Annotated in this window: 15 protein-coding genes; all 15 read right to left on the reverse strand. The window is 64.6% G+C overall.

Translation table 11 applies throughout. From position 1 onward, the window contains the following. The 15 genes from pta to J0909_RS08515 all read right to left on the reverse strand — a co-directional run bounded on the left by pta (position 1) and on the right by J0909_RS08515 (position 16890). A complete protein-coding gene (gene pta / locus J0909_RS08445; RefSeq protein WP_207262040.1) occupies positions 1-2121 on the reverse strand; it encodes a phosphate acetyltransferase in 2121 nt (706 codons plus the stop codon). A gap of 146 nt (positions 2122-2267) precedes the next feature. Further along, positions 2268-4367 (reverse strand): FAD-dependent oxidoreductase, encoded by a 2100-nt coding sequence (locus J0909_RS08450; RefSeq protein WP_207262042.1) that lies wholly within the window; start codon positions 4365-4367, stop codon positions 2268-2270. Positions 4368-4389: 22 nt separating this feature from the next. Further along, positions 4390-4965 carry an electron transport complex protein RnfA gene (locus J0909_RS08455; RefSeq protein WP_207262044.1) on the reverse strand — a complete coding sequence of 192 codons (576 nt, stop codon included), beginning with the start codon at positions 4963-4965 and terminating at the stop codon, positions 4390-4392. An 18-nt stretch (positions 4966-4983) separates the two neighbouring features. Continuing rightward, positions 4984-5661, reverse strand: a complete 678-nt coding sequence (rsxE, locus tag J0909_RS08460) for an electron transport complex subunit RsxE (RefSeq protein ID WP_207262046.1) — start codon at positions 5659-5661, stop codon at positions 4984-4986. A 25-nt stretch (positions 5662-5686) separates the two neighbouring features. Further along, complete coding sequence (gene rnfG, locus J0909_RS08465) at positions 5687-6262, reverse strand: RnfABCDGE type electron transport complex subunit G (protein WP_207262047.1); 576 nt, start codon at positions 6260-6262, stop codon at positions 5687-5689. Positions 6263-6265: 3 nt separating this feature from the next. After that, positions 6266-7216 (reverse strand): RnfABCDGE type electron transport complex subunit D, encoded by a 951-nt coding sequence (locus J0909_RS08470; protein WP_207262048.1) that lies wholly within the window; start codon positions 7214-7216, stop codon positions 6266-6268. Further along, positions 7213-8316, reverse strand: a complete 1104-nt coding sequence (locus J0909_RS08475; RefSeq protein WP_207262049.1) for a 4Fe-4S dicluster domain-containing protein — start codon at positions 8314-8316, stop codon at positions 7213-7215. Before J0909_RS08475 ends, J0909_RS08470 begins: the two co-directional genes overlap by 4 nt. 7 nt (positions 8317-8323) lie before the next feature. Beyond that, on the reverse strand, positions 8324-9088 hold the full coding sequence (locus J0909_RS08480) for a cytochrome c3 family protein (protein ID WP_207262050.1): 765 nt from the start codon (positions 9086-9088) through the stop codon (positions 8324-8326). Between the two features lie 100 nt (positions 9089-9188). Continuing rightward, positions 9189-10730, reverse strand: a complete 1542-nt coding sequence (locus J0909_RS08485) for an SLC13 family permease (protein WP_207262051.1) — start codon at positions 10728-10730, stop codon at positions 9189-9191. Between the two features lie 110 nt (positions 10731-10840). Continuing rightward, positions 10841-12163, reverse strand: coding sequence for a malic enzyme-like NAD(P)-binding protein (locus tag J0909_RS08490; RefSeq protein WP_286181901.1), 1323 nt, complete (start codon positions 12161-12163; stop codon positions 10841-10843). Between the two features lie 25 nt (positions 12164-12188). Further along, positions 12189-12746, reverse strand: coding sequence for a Fe-S-containing hydro-lyase (locus tag J0909_RS08495; protein WP_207262052.1), 558 nt, complete (start codon positions 12744-12746; stop codon positions 12189-12191). Next, positions 12746-13585 (reverse strand): fumarate hydratase, encoded by an 840-nt coding sequence (locus tag J0909_RS08500; protein ID WP_207262053.1) that lies wholly within the window; start codon positions 13583-13585, stop codon positions 12746-12748. The genes J0909_RS08495 and J0909_RS08500 overlap by 1 nt, the downstream gene beginning before the upstream one ends. Position 13586: 1 nt before the next feature. Continuing rightward, positions 13587-14327, reverse strand: coding sequence for a fumarate reductase iron-sulfur subunit (locus J0909_RS08505; protein ID WP_207262055.1), 741 nt, complete (start codon positions 14325-14327; stop codon positions 13587-13589). Positions 14328-14351: 24 nt separating this feature from the next. Continuing rightward, positions 14352-16232, reverse strand: a complete 1881-nt coding sequence (locus tag J0909_RS08510) for a fumarate reductase flavoprotein subunit (RefSeq protein WP_207262057.1) — start codon at positions 16230-16232, stop codon at positions 14352-14354. A 13-nt stretch (positions 16233-16245) separates the two neighbouring features. Further along, positions 16246-16890, reverse strand: coding sequence for a succinate dehydrogenase/fumarate reductase transmembrane subunit (locus tag J0909_RS08515; RefSeq protein ID WP_207262059.1), 645 nt, complete (start codon positions 16888-16890; stop codon positions 16246-16248). Positions 16891-16904 lie beyond the last annotated feature (14 nt).

The following is a 16904-nucleotide window of genomic DNA, read 5'->3' on the forward strand; positions in this document are numbered from 1 at the left end:
CTAGATGCTCCTTTGAGCCTGGGCCTGGATGGCGGTGATGGCCACGGTGTTGACGATGTCGCGCACGCGGCAGCCGCGCGACAGGTCGTTGACCGGCTTGTTCAGTCCCTGGAGGACCGGGCCGATGGCCACGGAGCCGGGCACGGCCCGTTGCACCGCCTTGTAGGTGTTGTTGCCGGTGTTCAGATCCGGGAAGATGAAGACCGTGGCCTTGCCCGCCACTTCGGAGCCGGGCAGTTTGGTTCGGGCCACTTCGGGATCCACAGCCGCGTCGTACTGCAACGGCCCTTCGATGGGCAGGGTCAGGCCGCGCTCCTCGGCCAGGGTCTTGGCGATGGCCGTGGCCTCCACGACCTTGTCCACGTCCGCGCCTGAGCCGGATCCGCCCGTGGAATAGGAGAGCATGGCCACATACGGGTCGATGCCGAAGAGCCGGGCGGTCTGGGCCGAGTTCAGGGCAATTTCGGCCAGTTGCCGGGCGTCGGGCTTCGGGTTGACCGCGCAATCGCCGAAACAGACTACGCGGTCGCCCATGCACATGAGGAACACGGACGAGACGATGGAGGCGTCCGGCCGGGTCTTGATGAATTCGAAGGCGGGCCGGATGGTCTGGGCCGTGGTGGTCACGGAGCCGGAGACCATGCCGTCGGCGTGTCCGGCGTGGACCATCATGGTCCCGAAATACGTGGGGTCCACGATGCGGTCGCGGGCATCCTCCATGCGGATGCCCTTGTGCTTGCGGGCCTCGAAGTAGCGCCGGGCGTAGTCCTCGAACTGCGGGGACGCCGCCGGGTCCACCACCTGCGCGCCGTTGAGCTGCACGCCGAGGGCGGCGGCCTGGGCCGCGACGGCCTCCGGGTCGCCGAGCAGGGTGATGTCCGCCACGTTGCGCCGTTGCAATATCTCGATGGCCCGGAGGATGCGTTCGCTCGACCCCTCGGGCAGGACAATGCGCATGCGCCGGGCCCGGGCCGTCTCGATAAGGTTGTACTCGAACATGATCGGCGTGATCTTGGTGGACTGGGTGGTCACCAGCCGGTCGCGCAGTTCCTCGATGTCCACCCGGGCCTCGAACAGGCCTATGGCCGAAGCGATCTTGGTCGGGTGCTCGGGGTCAATGGTCCCGTGCAGGGCCTGGAGGGTCTGGGTGGCCTTGAAGGTGTGGTCCGTCACGCTCAGTATGGGCAGGGGCACGCCGGTCCAGCCTTCGATGAGTCGGTGCATGGCCACGGACGGCTGGATGCCGCCGGTCAGGACCATGCCCGCGATGTTCCCGTAGGAGGCGGACTGGCGCGAGGAAATGGCCGCCAGGATGATGTCCATGCGGTCGCCCGGGGTGATGATCAGGGCGCCGTCCTCGATGTATTCCAGGAAATGGGTGATGTGCATGGCCGCGGTCAGGAAGCTGTCCACCGGGGTGTCCAGGCTGCCGTGCCCGTAGAGGACCTTGGCGTCCAGCCACTTGATGACGTCGTGGATGGTCGGGTTGCCCAACCGCTTGTCGTCCGGGATGGCATAGGTCAACAGGGGGTGCGCGGTGCGCGTCCGGGCCTTCAGGTCCTTGAGGGTCTCGGGGGAGAAGTCCGGCCGGGCGCGGTTGACGATCAGCCCCAGGACCTCCAGGCCGCGCTCCTCGAATATCTCCACCGTGCGCTGGGCCGAACTGCACAGTTCGTCGTCCGAACGGTCCAGGCCGTTGACCACGAGCAGGACCGGGCAGCCCAGGTTGGAGACGATGGCCGCGTTGATCTCGAATTCCAGGGTGGCGCTGCCGCCGATGTAGTCCGTGCCTTCGCACAGGACGAAGTCGTATTCCTTTTCCAGCTCCTTGAATTTGTTCAGGGTGTTCTCCAAGAGCAGGGCCTTGTTTCCACTGTTGATCAGCCTGCGCGCCTCGCTCAGGGTGTAGCCGTAGGTCCGCTCATAGGGCTGGTCGAGCTTGAAGTGGCGGAGCAGCAGGTCGATGTCGTGGTCGCGGCGGCCGTCCAGCGGATCGTTGATGACCGGGCGGAACACGGCCACGTTCTGGAGATTGGCGCGCAACAGGTGCATGACGCCGAGGACGATGGCGGATTTGCCGCTGCGGGCCTCGGTGGCCGCTATGTAGAGACTCTTGGACATATTGGTCTCCTTGGACCGGCCCGGAGGAGAACCGGGAGAAGGCGGTTGTCGGTGCGCCTTCTCCCGGCCGGATGCCGTGGGTGACGTCGGGGCTGTTGACGACGGCATCCGCTATGCTCCGTAGGGCATGGGGTATGGCTTATCGGTCAGTTCTCGGCCGGGGTCTCCTTGGCCAGGAACGGTTCGTCCCGGTCGTAGCAGACCAGGCCGCAGCGCAGACAGCGGTCGGCTTCGGCCAGGGCCTGCTCCTGGTTGAGCGGCCCCTCCACCTCGCTGAAGGAGCAGGTGCGCTCGTCGTCGTGGCACAGCAGGGGCAGCACCGCCCGCTGCTTGCGCTCCACGTGGTCTATTTCCTTGAACAACGTGTAGGGAATCATGCCCTTCTGAGTGGTCTCCGGGACCGGAATGGCTGTTTGCGTCATGTAATAGTGGATGGAACGGGCCGCCTTGCGCCCGTCGCCGATGGCCGAGATGACCAGGTCCGGGCCGGTGTAGACGTCGCCCGCGGTGAATACGCCGGGGATGGCCGTCTCGAAGGTATCGGGGTCGGCCACAATGGTCTGCCACTTGGTGGTCTCCAGGGGACAGGTTCCCTCGGGATTGTCCTCGTACAGGCAGGTGAGATCCGGCTTCTGCCCGATGGCCGGAATAATCAGGGAGGCCTCCATGCGCTGTTCGGACCCCTCCTTCTTGACCGGGCGGCGGCGTCCGGATTCGTCCGGCTCGCCGAGCTCCATCTCGTAGTACTCCAGGTGAGTGGCCCGGCCGTTCTCGTCGCCGATGACCTTCGCCGGGGCAGCCAGGAATTTGAACTTCACGCCCTCGTCCTCGGCCCCGTCGATCTCTTCCACATCGGCGGGCATTTCGTTGCGCGTGCGCCGGTACATGAGCGTCACGTCGGCCCCGAGGCGGACGCAGGTGCGGGCCGCGTCGATGGCGGTGTTGCCGCCGCCGACCACGATGACCTTGTCCCCGGTCTCGGGCTTCTGGCCCAGGGCGTGGGCGGTCAGGAATTCGATGCCGCCCATGACGCCGTCCAGGTCCTCGCCCTCGGCGTACATGCCCGACGCCTTCCATGCGCCGATGCCGATGAAGACCGCGTCGAAGCCGTCGGCCTTGAGGGATTCCAGGGTGAAGTCGCGGCCGAACTTGGTGTTCATTCGCGTGTCGATGCCCAGGTCCAGGATGCCCTGGATCTCCCAGTCGAGGTCCGCCTTGGGCAGCCTGTATTCGGGGATGCCGTAGCGGGTCTGGCCGCCGAGTTCGGGCATGGCGTCGAAGATGGTCGGATGGTGGCCCAGGCGGCGCAGGAAATAGGCGCAGGACAGGCCCGCCGGGCCGCCGCCGATGACGGCCACGCGTTTGCCGGTATCCTTGGCGCAAGGCACGGGCAGCCGTGCGCCCGAATGCAGCTCGCGGTCGGCCACGAACCTCTTCAGCATGTTGATGCCCACCGAGGTGTCCACGTACTGGCGGCGGCAGACCGTTTCGCACGGGCGGGGGCAGACCCGGCCGCAGGTGACCAGCAGCGGATTGCGTTCCTTGATGGTCATGACAGCGCCATCGAAGTCGCCCGCCTTGATCTGTTCGATGTACCGGGGGATGTTGATCTGGGCCGGGCACTTCTGGCGGCACGGAGCCAGACAGTCGGTGGTCTGGTTGAGGTGCAGCAGCCGGGTGGTCATGCCGGAGATGCCGATGACCCCGCGCGGGCAGGCGTCCACGCAGTTGCCGCACGCCTTGCACTGGTTCGGGTCGATGACCGGCAGCCCCTCGGGTCCCATGTGGATGGCGTCGAACGGGCAGGCGCGCACACAGGTGCCGAGCCCCAGGCACCCCTCGGGGCAGGATTTGGACCCGCCGTAGAGCAGGTGGGCGGCCCGGCAGTCGAGCGCGCCCTCGTAGTGGAAGGCGTCCTCGGCCCGCAGCCCGCCGGTGCAGTCGCGCACGGCCAGCTCGGGCTCGCGCTCAATGACCTCCTGGCCCATGATGGCCGCGACGATCGCGATGGCCTCGGCGTCGGCCACGATGCAGACCGAGGCGGGCGCCTTGCCCGCCACGATGGCCGCCGCTGCGCCCGAACAGCCGGGGAAGCCGCAGCCTCCGCAGTTCGCGCCGGGCAGGTTGTCCTCGATGAGCGCGATGCGCGGGTCCTCCTTGACGAAGAGGAGCTTCGAGGCGAGGCCCAGGATGGCCGCGGCCAGCAGGCCGATGCCGAATAGAGTCAGTCCCGATGTCAGTATCATGATGTCGTCCCGTGCTTGTCCGTTAAATCATGCCCTTGAAGGCGAAGAAGGCCAGCGACATGAGTCCGGCCATGACCAGACCGATGGGCGTGCCCCGCATGGCCACGGGCAGCCGCCGTACGGCCAGTTTTTCGCGGATACCCGCCAGCAGGACCAGTGCGATCATGAAGCCCAGGCCCGAGGCGAAGGAGAACATGACCGTTTTGAGGAAGCCGAACTCCTCGCGCTGGCAGATGAGCGCGATGCCCATGACCGCGCAGTTGGTGGTGATGAGCGGCAGGAAGATGCCCAGCGACTTGTACAGCGGCGGGACCATCTTCTTGAGGAACATCTCCACGAACTGGACCAGGGCGGCGATGACCAGGATGAAGGCCAGCGTCTGGAGGAAGTCCAGGCCGAAGGGGGCCAGGACGTATTCCTGGACCAGCCAGGTGATGGCCGCGGCCATGACGGCCACGAAGACCACGGCTCCGCCCATGCCCAGCGCCACGCCCGTGTCCTTGGAGGTGCCGATGAACGGGCAGTTGCCCAGGTACTGGGCCAGGACGATGTTGTTGACGAACATCGCCCCGATGAAGAGAAGGAAGTATTCCTGCATGATCGTTTCCCCCGGGGATTAGCAGTTCTTGTGCCCGCAGCCGCCGCAGGCGCCGCAGTCGTGGGTGGGGCCCTGGACGGCCGCCAGTCCCCGGCGCTTGCGCCGGACGTTTTCCACGAAGGTCATGATACACAGCAGGATGCCGAGCGAGACGAACGCGCCCGGGGCCTGGACCATGATGCCGATGGGCTGGAATCCGTCCCAGGCCACGTTGACCCCGAAAATCATGCCCGTGCCGAGCAATTCGCGCAGGGCGCCCAGGAAGGTCAGGGACATGGTGAAGCCCACCCCCATGCCGAGCCCGTCGGCCATGGATAGCAGCGGCGGGTTCTTGGACGCGAAGGCCTCGGCCCGGCCCAGGATGATGCAGTTGACCACGATCAGCGGCACGAAAATGCCGAGCTGTTGGTAGAGCGGATAGGCGAAGGCCTGCATGAGCAACTCGACGGCCACCACCAGCGAGGCGGCGACCACGATGAAGCAGGCGATGCGCACCTTGGCCGGGATGATCTTCCTGAGCAGGGAGACCATCAGGTTGGACAGGGTCAGGACGAAGACCACAGCCACGCCCATGCCCAGCCCGTTGTTGGCCGTGTTGGTCACGGCCAGGGTGGGGCACAGCCCGAGGACCAGCTTGAACGGCGGCAGGTCCGTCCACAGCCCCTTGGAGAATTCCTTCCATAATCTGCTATTCATTGTCGGCTCCATGCGGTGCGGCGGTTCAGGACCAGCCGCCGGCGAGTTTGCCTTTCAGGGCGTTGAATATGGCGATGGCATCGCGCACGGCGGTCACGGTGCCGGTGGACGAGATGGTCGCCCCGGCCACGGCCTCGATGTCGCCGCCGTTTTTCTTGAGATCCACCTTGTCCAGTGAATGGCCCCGGAATTGGGTGGTGTAGCCGTGCTCGGCCACGCGCGCGCCCACACCCGGGGTCTCCTTGAGGGTGGTGATGCCGATGCCGGTCAGAGCCGCGCCCTGCATGTCAAAGCCGACCATGACGCCGATGTCGCCGCCGTATCCCTTGCCCGAGGTCTCAAAGGCCAGGCCCACGAGCTTGCCGGAGTTCAGGGCCGGGAACACCATCACGGTCCGGCCGTCCACATCGAATTTCCGGCGGTCCTTGATCGGGTTGTTGTCGTAGCCGGTCAGGACGGATTCGATGGCCGGGGCCTGGACGTAGGTCAGGACCTGCTCCTCGATGATCGGGGCCGTGACCTGCTTGAGGGCGGCCAGGGTGATGCCCGCTATGCCGCAGATGAACGACAGGACGATCATCATTTTCATCATTTCCTTCATGGCCTATCTCCTTCCGAACGGCTTGGGCCGGATGCGTTCCAGGACCGGGGTGAACAGGTTGGCCAGCAGGATGGCGAAGGGTACGCCGTCCGGGTAGACGCCCCAGGTCCGGATGATGACGATGAGCGCTCCGGTCAGCAGTCCGAAGAGGAGCATGGGAATTTGCCGGTTGGGCGAGGACGGTCCGTCCGTGGCCAGGAAGAAAGCGCCGAACAGGGTGGACCCGGTCAGCAGGTGGAACATCGGGGAGGCGTAGATGGACGGGTCCAGCCAGTGGAACAGGAAGGCGGTCAGGGCGACTCCGCCGATGACTCCCACCGGGATGATGGACGAGATGTGCTTGCGCATGACCAGGAGCAGGCCGCCCAGGAGCACGCCCGCGATCTGGACCGCGCCCAGTCCGCCGAGTTGCTTGCCCAGGAAGAGTTGGCGGGTGTCGGTGATCTGGACCGCGTCCAGGCCGAAGTTTTTGAGCTGGGCCAGGGGATAGGTCAGGTCCATGCCGAGCATGGAGGCGTCGATGTCCATGAAGGCGGGCCAGGAGATGCGGCACACGGCCCAGCCGATGAGCGGGGCGCAGAACGGGCTGCCGCCCAGGGGGCCGAAAATCATCTTGCCGAGGACGATGGCGGTCGCGCTGCCGAAGACCACCAGCCACCAGGGGGCTGAGGCGGGGAGCAGGAAGGCGAAGGACAGCCCCACGGTAAAGGCGTGGAAGTCGGCGACGTCGGTCTCCCGGTCCATGAAATAATCGCAGGCCATTTCGGCCAGCACGGCGGCGGCCATGGACAGGGCCATGACCCGCACGGCGGGCATGCCGAAGGTTATGGCCGCCATGACGGCGGCGGGCAGCATGGCCACCAGGATGGTCAGCATCCGGTCCCGCACGGTGGTGCCGCAATGGCGATGGGGCGGGACCGAGACGGTCAGGGCAAAGGGATTGAGGGGCTTCACGGCTGGGTTTCCTCCCCGGACTGGGCTTTGGCCTTCGCCAATTCGCTTTTGGCGAGCCGGATGTATTGGAGCATGGGGCGGCGGGCAATGCAGAAGTAGCCGCACAGGCCGCATTCGAAGCAGGCATCCACGGCCTCGGCCTCGGCCTTGGCGTATTGTCCGAACTCGGCGTAGCTGGTGATCATGGCCGGGTCGAGGCGGGCCGGACAGCGGCGCACACACTCGCCGCAGCCCACACAGGGGGCGTCCATGGCCACCGGGGCCGGGTTGCGCACCAGGCTGACGCAGGTGGTGGCGCGATCCACGCCTTGGGTGGGCGAAGCGGCGGCCCTGCCGCGAAGCACGCCGCCCAGGACGATGCGGTCGCCGTCGCGGATGGTTCCGCCGTCGGTGGTCAGGATCTCGCCCACCGGGACGCCCAGGTCTATGAGCCGGGCCGTGTTGTCCACGGTGACCATGGTTTGCATGACCGGCAGGCCGGTCTTCATGACCAGCCCGGCATGGAAGACGGTCTCCAGACCGACCACCAGGGTGTGGTCCGGCGCCTCGATGCCGGTCACCGTCTTGGCCACCAGCGGGTCGAGGCCCTGGGGATACTGGTCCGAGACGACCTTGACGGTCATGTCCGGCAGGCTCTCCCGAACGCCGCCGGCCACGGCCAGGACCGCGTCCACGGGCACGAAGCCCCGGACCAGGGCCTCGGCCCCGGCGCACAGGGTGTCGAGCTGTTCGGCCAGGAGGGTGCGCCGGGAGCGCAGGCCGGGTTCCTCGTCCACGCCGTTGATGATAAGGGTGTCCACCTGGGCGCAGGCCGGAATGTCGGCCCCCAGCTCACGCAGCCGGGTCAGGAGTTCCGGGCCGCTCAGACCGTCCAGAACCGCCGGGGCCACGGTCTTGCCCTCCTGGCGGGCGATGCGGATACGGTATGGGTCCACATGCAGGACCTTGCCGGGAAACGGGGCGTGGATGTCGCCCGCGCCGGGCCGGGACGCCGTGGCGATGCGTTCGCCGCGCACGACCTCCTGCCCGCAGGAAACCAGCGGACAGTGGCGGTCCAGGGTCACTTCCGCCGGGGCTGGGGATGTCTCTTGCATAGTCATTGTCGGTTTACCTGCTGATGTGGCATTGGTTGCAGTTGTCCGGGCCGTAGGGGCCCGCGCCCATTTCCTCATGGCAGGACATGCACTGGTCGTGGAAAGCGTTCATACGGGGCAGGACCAGTTCCCGGGTCTCGGACTCGTGGCATTGGTTACAGGCCGAAAAGTCGCCCTTGTAGTCGGTCATGTCCTTCTGAATGTGGCAGGATTTGCAACTGGATAATCCTTTGTCGAACATGTCCTCATGACACTGGCCGCAACTCTCATGCCCGGCCTCGCGTATGGACAGGAGTTTGTCCGTGCTCTTTTCCGTGTGGCAGTTGGTGCACTTCTGGGGCTCGGGTTCGATCTCCTTGCCGTGGTGGCAGTCGTAACAGTCCGAGGCGTAGTCCTTGTGCGCATCGTGGTCGAAGCGGATCTTGTCGTACTCTATGTGATGGCAGCGTACGCAGTAGGATTCGTTGGGGAAGGAATCCATGTGGTTGTCCACGAAATTTTGATCGAAGTCGTTGGGATGGCAGGAGCCGCAGGCCAGGGCCCCGTCTTCCGGGGTGACGATGGGCTGGGACCTGTCATGATGACAGCGGGAGCATTCGATCTGGTAGTCCCGGTGGTGGACCAGGTGGGAAAAGATGACCTTGCCCCCGTTGTTCTCGAACAGGATGCGCATGGGCATCGGCTGCGTCTGGCCGGACCGGACATAGCCGACGATGGCCACCGCCAGGAGTACGATGGTCGCCGCCAGGACCGGAAATAATTTCGATTTTGAACGCATCTTTCCTCTCCGCCGCGATGAAACGGCAGCTCCGGTTGATTACAATGGACTGGTTTGTTGCAATCTGCGGGCGGCCGGAGCCGCCCGCAGGGTTATGTCGTTACTTGGGAATGATCGCCCAACTCGGCACGGTGGTGAGATCGATGCCCCAGAGCGCCGGGAGGATGTAAACCACGAAGCCCGTGATCAGGATCGTTCCTATGATGTTCAACCAGACGCCCGCCTTCGCCATCTGTTTGATGGTCACGCATCCGCTGCCGAAAATGACGGCGTTGGGCGGCGTGGCCACCGGGAGCATGAAGGCGTAGGAGGCCGCCACGCAGGCGCCGACGATGGTCGCGAACGGGTGCACGCCCATGGCGATGGCCGCGGAACCCATGATGGGCACGAGCAGGGTGGCGGTGGCGGTGTTGGAAGTGATCTCGGTCAGGAAGATGGTGATCAGGACCACCGCGCCGACGAAGACGATCATGCTGGTGCCTTCAAGCGCGCCGAGCTGGCTCGCGATGTAGGCCGCCAGACCGGTCTTGGCGAAGCCGTTGGCGATGGCCAGGCCGCCGCCGAAGAGCAGGATCACGTCCCAAGGAATCTTCACGGCGGTTTTCCAGTCCAGGAGGAACTGGCCTTTTTTGAAGTCCACGGGAATGGCGAACAGGATCAGGGCGCCGAAAATAGCGATGGTGGCGTCGCCGATGTACTTGAAGTGGGGCAGGATGCCCAGGACGAAAGCGGATTTTGCCATGAAGCCGCGCGCCAGCCAGAAGGCGGCCATGAAACAGCCTACGATGACGATTTTCTTTTCCGCGTTGGACATGGGGCCGAGTTTCTTCACTTCGTCGTTGATGATCTTGGCGCCACCGGCCAGTTCCATGCCGCCGGTGGGGAAGAGGATCTTGGTCAGCAGGACCCAGGCGATGGCCATGGTGATGACCGCCAAGGGCACGCCGAAAATCATCCACTGGCCGAAGCCGATCTGCACGCCGAACATCTTTTCGACCATGCCCGCCATGACGGTGTTGGGCGGGGTGCCGATGATGGTGGCCACGCCGCCGATGGACGCGGCATAGGCGATGCCGAGCATCAGGCCTCGGCCGAAGTTGAATTCGGGACCGATATTGGTGACGCTGTCGCGCAGGTGCTCGGAGTCGTAGCCTGTGGCCTGCTGGATGACGGCCATGCCGATGGGCACCATCATCATGGCCGTGGCGGTGTTGGACACCCACATGGACAGGAAGCCGGTGGCCACCATGAAGCCCATGATCATTCGGGCCGGGCTGGTGCCGATGGCTTTGATGGTATACAGGGCCACGCGGCGGTGCAGGTTCCAGCGCTCCATGGTCACGGCCAGGAAGAAGCCGCCCATGAACAGGTAAATCAGGTGATTGGCGTAGGGGGCCGTGGAAGCCGAAGACTTCATGACGCCCAACAACGGGAAAAGGGCGATGGGCATGAGGGAGGTCGCCGGAATGGGGATTGCCTCGGTGATCCACCAAATGGCCATCAGGACGGTCACTGCCGCCACGCGCCATGCTTCGAGCTTCATACCTTCGGGAGCCGGAATGAGCAGCATGGCGATAAACACGATGGGTCCGAGAAAGAACCCTATCTGTTTGCCCTTGTTGGATTCAGCCTGATCAGACATATTACACTCCTCACTAAGTAAGACGTTTTCACCTCGGAAAGGACCGCAACCCCAGACGGCGCTGAGGGAAAAAGCCGGGCGGAGCACCCCGCTCCACCCGGCTTTCGTTTTTAGATTCCGAGATGATAGGTTTCAACGAACGCGCTCACGCGGGCGCCGGAATCGGCGATGCGCTTGCTGAGCGACGCCTTGTATTTTTCCAGATCGAGCGGCTTGCGGGCCACGCCCTCCTCCATGGCTGCCTTGGCCACGGCCACGGAGACGTACTCGATGAGCCGCAGGTCCAGGGCCTTGGGGATGACGTAGTCGGTGCCGAATTCAAGCTTGTCCACACCGAAGGCTTCGCAGACGTATTGCGGGGCCTCGGTCTTGGCCAGATCGGCCAGGGCCTTGGCGGCCGCCAACTTCATGCCCTCGGTGATGGAGGAGGCTCTGCAGTCCAGCGCGCCGCGGAAGATGAACGGGAAACCGAGCACGTTGTTGACCTGGTTGGGGAAGTCGGAACGGCCGGTGCCCATGATGCAGTCCGGGCGCGCCGCCTTGGCGTCGTCGTAGGTGATCTCCGGGTCCGGGTTGGCGCAGGCGAAGATGATCGGGCAGTTGTCGGACATGGACTTGACCATCTCCTGGGAGACGATGCCGCCCTTGGACAGGCCCAGGAAGCAGTCCGCGCCGACCATGGCCTCGGCCAGGGAGCCGTAGGCCTTCTCGGTGGCGTACTGTTGCTTGAACTCGTTGAGGTCGGTGCGGGCCTTGTTGATGTGGCCGCGGGAATCGAACATGGCGATGTTCTCGAACTTGACGCCCATGTTCCGGTACAGATTGGTGCAGGCGATGGCCGCCGCGCCCGCGCCGGAGATGACCACGCGCATGTCGGCCGGATTCTTGCCCGAGATCTCGATGGCGTTCATCATGCCCGCGGCCGTGACGATGGCCGTGCCGTGCTGATCGTCATGGAAGACCGGGATGTTCATTTCCTTTTTCAGCTTCTCCTCGATGTAGAAGCATTCGGGGGCCTTGATGTCTTCGAGGTTGATGCCGCCGAAGGTCGGCTCCAGGGCCTTGACCACTTCGCACAGCTTGTCGGGATCGGTCACGTCCAGGTCGATGTCGTAGACGTCCACGTCGCCGAAGACCTTGAACAGCACGCCCTTGCCTTCCATGACCGGCTTGCCGGCCAGGGGGCCGATGTTGCCCAGGCCGAGCACGGCGGTGCCGTTGGAGACCACGCCCACCAGGTTGCCCTTGCCGGTGTATTCGTAAACCAGTTCGGGATCGGCGTGGATCGCCTTGCACGCCTCGGCGACGCCGGGGCTGTACGCCATGGACAGATGCTTCTGGGTCTTGCACGGCTTGACCGGAACGACCTCGACCTTCCCCTTGCGGCCGATGGAATGGTAGTCCAGGGCCTCCTGTTTGGTGAACAATGCCATTTTGGAATCTCCTTGTGGTTGTGCGTTATTCGATGCCCGCGGCCTTGCGGTCGGGCACGGCGTACAGTTCGCCGCCGTGGGAATCGTTGATGACGAGCAGGGGGAAGTCCTCGACCTTCATTTCGCGAATGGCCTCGGGGCCGAGTTCGTCAAAGGCGATGACGGTGGACTCCACGATGGAATTGGACAGCAGCGCGCCCGCGCCGCCGGTGGCGCCGAAGTACACGGCGGTGTAATCCTGCATGGCCTGCCGGGTGGCCTCGTCGCGCTTGCCCTTGCCGATGGTTGCCTTGAGCCCGAGCGAGTAGAGACGCGGGGCGAAGGAGTCCATGCGGTAGCTGGTGGTCGGTCCGGCCGCGCCGATGGGGCGGCCCGGAGGCGCCGGAGAGGGGCCGACGTAATAGATGGCCGCGCCCTTGAGATCGAAGGGCAGTTCCTTGCCCGCGTCGAGCAGGTCCACGAGTTTCTTGTGAGCCGCGTCGCGCGCGGAATAGATGGTCCCGGTCAGGAAGACCACGTCGCCCGCCTTGAGCTGGGCGATGTCCTCATCGGTCAATGGGGTGTTCAGTTTGTATTCAGCCATTAGAGTATGACCTCCTCATGCCGCTGGGAGTGGCATTGCACGTTGACGGCCAGAGGCAGGCTCGCCAGGTGGCACGGCTCCATGGTGATCTTCACGCTGAGCACGGTGGTCTTGCCGCCGAGCCCCATGGGGCCGATGCCCAGCGCGTTGATGGCGTCCGTGAGCTCCTGTTCCTTGGCCGCGATATCCGGATCGGGATGGGTGTCGTCGAGTTTGCGCAGCAGACCGCGCTTGGCGATCTTGGCCGCGTGCTCGAAGGTCCCGCCAATGCCCACGCCGATGACCGTGGGCGGGCAGGGGTTCGGGCCCGCTTCGGCCACGCGGTTGACCACGAACTTCTTGATTCCTTCCCAGCCCTGGGCCGGGGCGAGCATGGTCACGCGGGACATGTTTTCGGCGCCGCCCCCCTTGGCCATGAAGGAGATCTTCAGCTTGTCGCCGGGCACGAAATCGAAGTGGATGATGGCCGGGGTGCCGTCGCCGGTGTTGGCCCGGGTCAGCGGGTCGCAGGCGGACTTGCGCAGGTAGCCTTCCTTGTAGCCCTTGCGGGTGCCCTCGTTGATGGCCTCGCGCAGGTTGCCGCCCTCGATGCGCACGTCGTCGCCCACTTCCACGAAGAAGACGGCCAGTCCGGTGTCCTGGCACAGTGGCAGTTTGGTCTCGTGGGCCAGGTCCGCGTTTTCCAGGAGCTGGCGGAGCACTTCCTTGGCGGAAGGGCTGGTTTCCTCTGCCATGGCCTTTTCCAACTTGCCGCGCACGTCGGCGGGCAGTTCGGTGTTGGCACTGACGCACATCTTGGCGACGGCGTCGATGATGTCGCTGGTCTGAATGGTACGCATGCTATTTCTTCCTGAAGATCTGCTTCATTGCGGTGATGCCCATCTTGCGGCGCAGGAAGCCGAGCTGGTTCTGCAAGGGCAGCCCCTTGGGACAGACGTCTTCGCAGGCGAGAAGGCCCATGCAGCCGAAGATGCCGTTGTCGTTGCCGATGACCTCGAAGTACTGCTCGTCCGTGCGTTCGTCGCGGGGATCGACCACGAAGCGGGCGATGCGGTTCAGGGCCGCGGCCCCCATGAAGTCGTCGCGCAGGCGGGCGGTTCCACAGGCCGAGATGCAGCAGCCGCACTCGATACAGCGTTCGAGTTCGTAAATCTGCTCGGCCACGGAGTTGTCCATGCGCTCCTCTTCCTTGGCGGGGTCGAAGACCTTCTTGGTGTGCACCCAGGACTCGGTCTTGGCGTACATCTCGCGGAACCAGACGCCCGTATCCACGGACAGGTCGCCGACGAGTTTGAAGACCGGCAGGGGGTGCAGGATAATGTGTCCGGGCAGGTCCTTGGTCTTGGTTTGGCAGGCCAGGCCCGGGCGGCCGTTGATGACCATGGCGCACGCCCCGCAGATGCCCGCGCGGCAGCAGAAGTCGAAGATCAGACTCGGGTCCTGCTCCTCGCGCAGCCTGTTCAGGGCGATGAACAGGGTCATGTTCGGGTGCTCGTCGAGGATGTACTCCTGCATGTGCGGGACATCACCCTTCCTTTCGGGATTGTACCGGAATATCTCGAATTTTATTTGTCTACCCATGATGCGTTCCTTTATTGATCCGGGTTACTTCTTCTTGCCGATTTCGGTGACGGGGCTCTTGACGGTGCGATCCTTGACGTACTTTTCGTCCGCCGGGATGATCTTGCCGCCGCCATAGCCGCGGTCGCCCGGAGGCAGTTCGAAGAGCGGCGTGGTGTCCTCGTACTTGAGGTCGGGCATGTCCGCGCCCATGGGCCAGTAGGCCAGGGTACGGTTGAGCCATTCCTTGTCGTTGCGCGCGGGGAAGTCCTCGCGGTTGTGAGAGCCGCGGGATTCCGTGCGCACGAGGGCCGCCTGGGCGATGCACATGGCCAGCCGGACCTGTCCCTCGATCTTGAGGGCGGCGGCCAGCTCGTGGTTGCAGCCCACGCCGTCGGAGACCAGGCCGACCTTGCGGGCCTTCTCGATGGTCCCCTGGAGGGTGGCGACGCACTCTTCGAGCCCGTCCTTGTTGCGGAAGACGAAGCAGCCCTTCATGAGCGCTTCCTGCATCTCGTTGCGTACGTCATAGACGTTCAACTTGCCGTTGCGCCCGTGGATGACGTCGTGGATACGCTCCTGCTGGCGCTTGATCTCGGCGTTGATGACCCGGGTGTCGAAGGTGGTCTCGTATCCCTTCAGGAACTCGACGATCTTGGCACCGATGATGCCGCCCGCGACCACGGTCTCGGCCAGGGAGTTGCCGCCCAGGCGGTTGAATCCGTGCATGTCCCAGCAGGCCGCCTCGCCGGCGGAGTAGAGGCCCTTGAGGCCGTAGACCGCGCCGTCCTTGTCGGTCCGGATGCCCGCCATGGTGTAGTGCTGGGTGGGACGCACCGGAATGAGCTGGGTGCGCGGGTCGATGCCCAGGAAGTGATGGCAGATCTCGTCCACTTCGCGCAGCTTGGTGGAGATGTGCTTGTCGCCCAGGTGGCGGATGTCCAGCCAGAGGTGCTCGCCGTAGGGGGACTTCACGCCCTTGCCCGCGCGCATGTGCTCGGTCATCCGGCGGGAGACCACGTCGCGGGAGGCCAGCTCGGCCTTTTCCGGCTCGTAGATGTGCATGAACCGCTCTTCGTTGACGTCGAGCAGGGTTCCGCCGTCGCCGCGGCAACCCTCGGTGACGAGGATGTCGGTAGGCACGATGCCGGTGGGGTGGAACTGGATGGATTCGGGGTTGCCGATGGGAACCAGCCCGGTTTCGTGGGCCAGGATATGGCCGCCGCCGTCGCAGATGACCGCGTTGGTGGTGGCCTTGTAGATGCGGCCGAAACCGCCGGTGCAGATGGCCGTGGCCTTGGCCAGGTGAACTTCCAGCTCGCCGTTGCGCAAGTCGCGGACCACCGCGCCCATGCACTTGTCGCCGTCATGGATCAGCGAGATGGCTTCTTTCTTGTCGAAGACGTCGATGCCCAGTTGGGCGCAGCGGTTGTCCATGGTGCACATGACCGCATGGCCGGTGCCGTCGGAGGTGTAGCAGGTGCGCCATTTGGCCGTGCCGCCGAAGGAGCGGGCGGTGATCAGGCCCTCGTTTTCTTCCTTTTCGTACTTTTCGAATTTTTCGCCGCCCTTGAAGTAGAAGGACTGGCCGGGAACCACGCGGTTCCAGGGCACGCCCCAGGCCGCGAGTCGGCGCATTTCGATGGGCGCGGCGTCGGCGAAGAGGCGGGCGACCTCCTGGTCGCAGCCCCAGTCCGACCCCTTGACGGTGTCGATGAAGTGGATGTCCGGGGTGTCCCCTTCGCCCTTGGCACTGTTGCCGAGTGCGGCCTGCATGCCGCCCTGGGCGGCCGAGGAATGGGAGCGCCGGGCCGGGACGATGGACAGGCAGGTGGCTTTGAATCCGTTCTGCGCGGCCTCGCAGGCCACGCGTTCGCCGGACAGTCCGGCGCCGATGACGAGCAGGTCGGAATAATATGTCTGCATGGTGTTCACCTCGCTAGCTCAGCGTTATGAAGCGGATCAGGGTGAGGACGCCGATGACCATGAAGATGGTGAACAGGGTCGACTCGAAGCGCTTGAAGCCCTTCCGCTGCTCGGATTTCACGAATCCCCATTTCACGCCGATGCGGTAGAAACCGACGCTGACGTGCAACTCCACGCTGGGAAGGAGGATCATGTAGAAGAGGAACCACCAGAAGTGCTGCATGCGGGCGGCGGACTTGGCGGCGGAGATGGGCAGGTCGTTCAGCACGACCCACATGTGGATGGCGCCCATGATCAGGATGATCATGGCGGTCACGGCCTGGATCACCCACAGCCACGTGTCGCGGTGCTTGAGCATCTTCGCGTGGGCCAGGATGGTGCCCTGCCCCTCGGCGCGGAAGGGAATCTTGCGCGCGGCCATGGCGAAGTGGACCAGGAAGGTCAGGAAGATCAGCGGACCGCCCACCTGGGCCATGTAGGTGGCTTCGAAGAAATGGGCGATGGCGTTCATGACGCTCGGGGAGATGACCACCGAGGATACGAGCAGCATGTGACACCACATGAAAAGGATCAGGCATGCTCCCGTCAGCATCTGCAGCCAGTCGAGGGCGGCGTCGGTGAGCGACACGCCTGGGACGGATGTCGTAAAGGTTTTCATCATTCTTCACCTGT

The sequence above is a fragment of the Desulfovibrio sp. Huiquan2017 genome, from assembly GCF_017351175.1.
In the GTDB taxonomy this organism is placed as follows: Bacteria; Desulfobacterota; Desulfovibrionia; order Desulfovibrionales; family Desulfovibrionaceae; genus Pseudodesulfovibrio.

Excerpts from the sequence above, each read along its gene's own strand:
- J0909_RS08500 (WP_207262053.1), bottom strand. The coding sequence starts at position 13,585 with ATGCGTACCATTCAGACCAGCGACATCATCGACGCCGTCGCCAAGATG.
- rnfG (WP_207262047.1), bottom strand. The coding sequence starts at position 6,262 with ATGAAGGAAATGATGAAAATGATGATCGTCCTGTCGTTCATCTGCGGC.
- J0909_RS08475 (WP_207262049.1), bottom strand. The coding sequence starts at position 8,316 with ATGACTATGCAAGAGACATCCCCAGCCCCGGCGGAAGTGACCCTGGAC.
- rsxE (WP_207262046.1), bottom strand. The coding sequence starts at position 5,661 with ATGAATAGCAGATTATGGAAGGAATTCTCCAAGGGGCTGTGGACGGAC.
- J0909_RS08455 (WP_207262044.1), bottom strand. The coding sequence starts at position 4,965 with ATGCAGGAATACTTCCTTCTCTTCATCGGGGCGATGTTCGTCAACAAC.
- J0909_RS08450 (WP_207262042.1), bottom strand. The coding sequence starts at position 4,367 with ATGATACTGACATCGGGACTGACTCTATTCGGCATCGGCCTGCTGGCC.
- J0909_RS08515 (WP_207262059.1), bottom strand. The coding sequence starts at position 16,890 with ATGAAAACCTTTACGACATCCGTCCCAGGCGTGTCGCTCACCGACGCC.
- J0909_RS08495 (WP_207262052.1), bottom strand. The coding sequence starts at position 12,746 with ATGGCTGAATACAAACTGAACACCCCATTGACCGATGAGGACATCGCC.
- J0909_RS08480 (WP_207262050.1), bottom strand. The coding sequence starts at position 9,088 with ATGCGTTCAAAATCGAAATTATTTCCGGTCCTGGCGGCGACCATCGTA.
- pta (WP_207262040.1), bottom strand. The coding sequence starts at position 2,121 with ATGTCCAAGAGTCTCTACATAGCGGCCACCGAGGCCCGCAGCGGCAAA.
- J0909_RS08510 (WP_207262057.1), bottom strand. The coding sequence starts at position 16,232 with ATGCAGACATATTATTCCGACCTGCTCGTCATCGGCGCCGGACTGTCC.
- J0909_RS08485 (WP_207262051.1), bottom strand. The coding sequence starts at position 10,730 with ATGTCTGATCAGGCTGAATCCAACAAGGGCAAACAGATAGGGTTCTTT.
- J0909_RS08505 (WP_207262055.1), bottom strand. The coding sequence starts at position 14,327 with ATGGGTAGACAAATAAAATTCGAGATATTCCGGTACAATCCCGAAAGG.
- J0909_RS08490 (WP_286181901.1), bottom strand. The coding sequence starts at position 12,163 with ATGGCATTGTTCACCAAACAGGAGGCCCTGGACTACCATTCCATCGGC.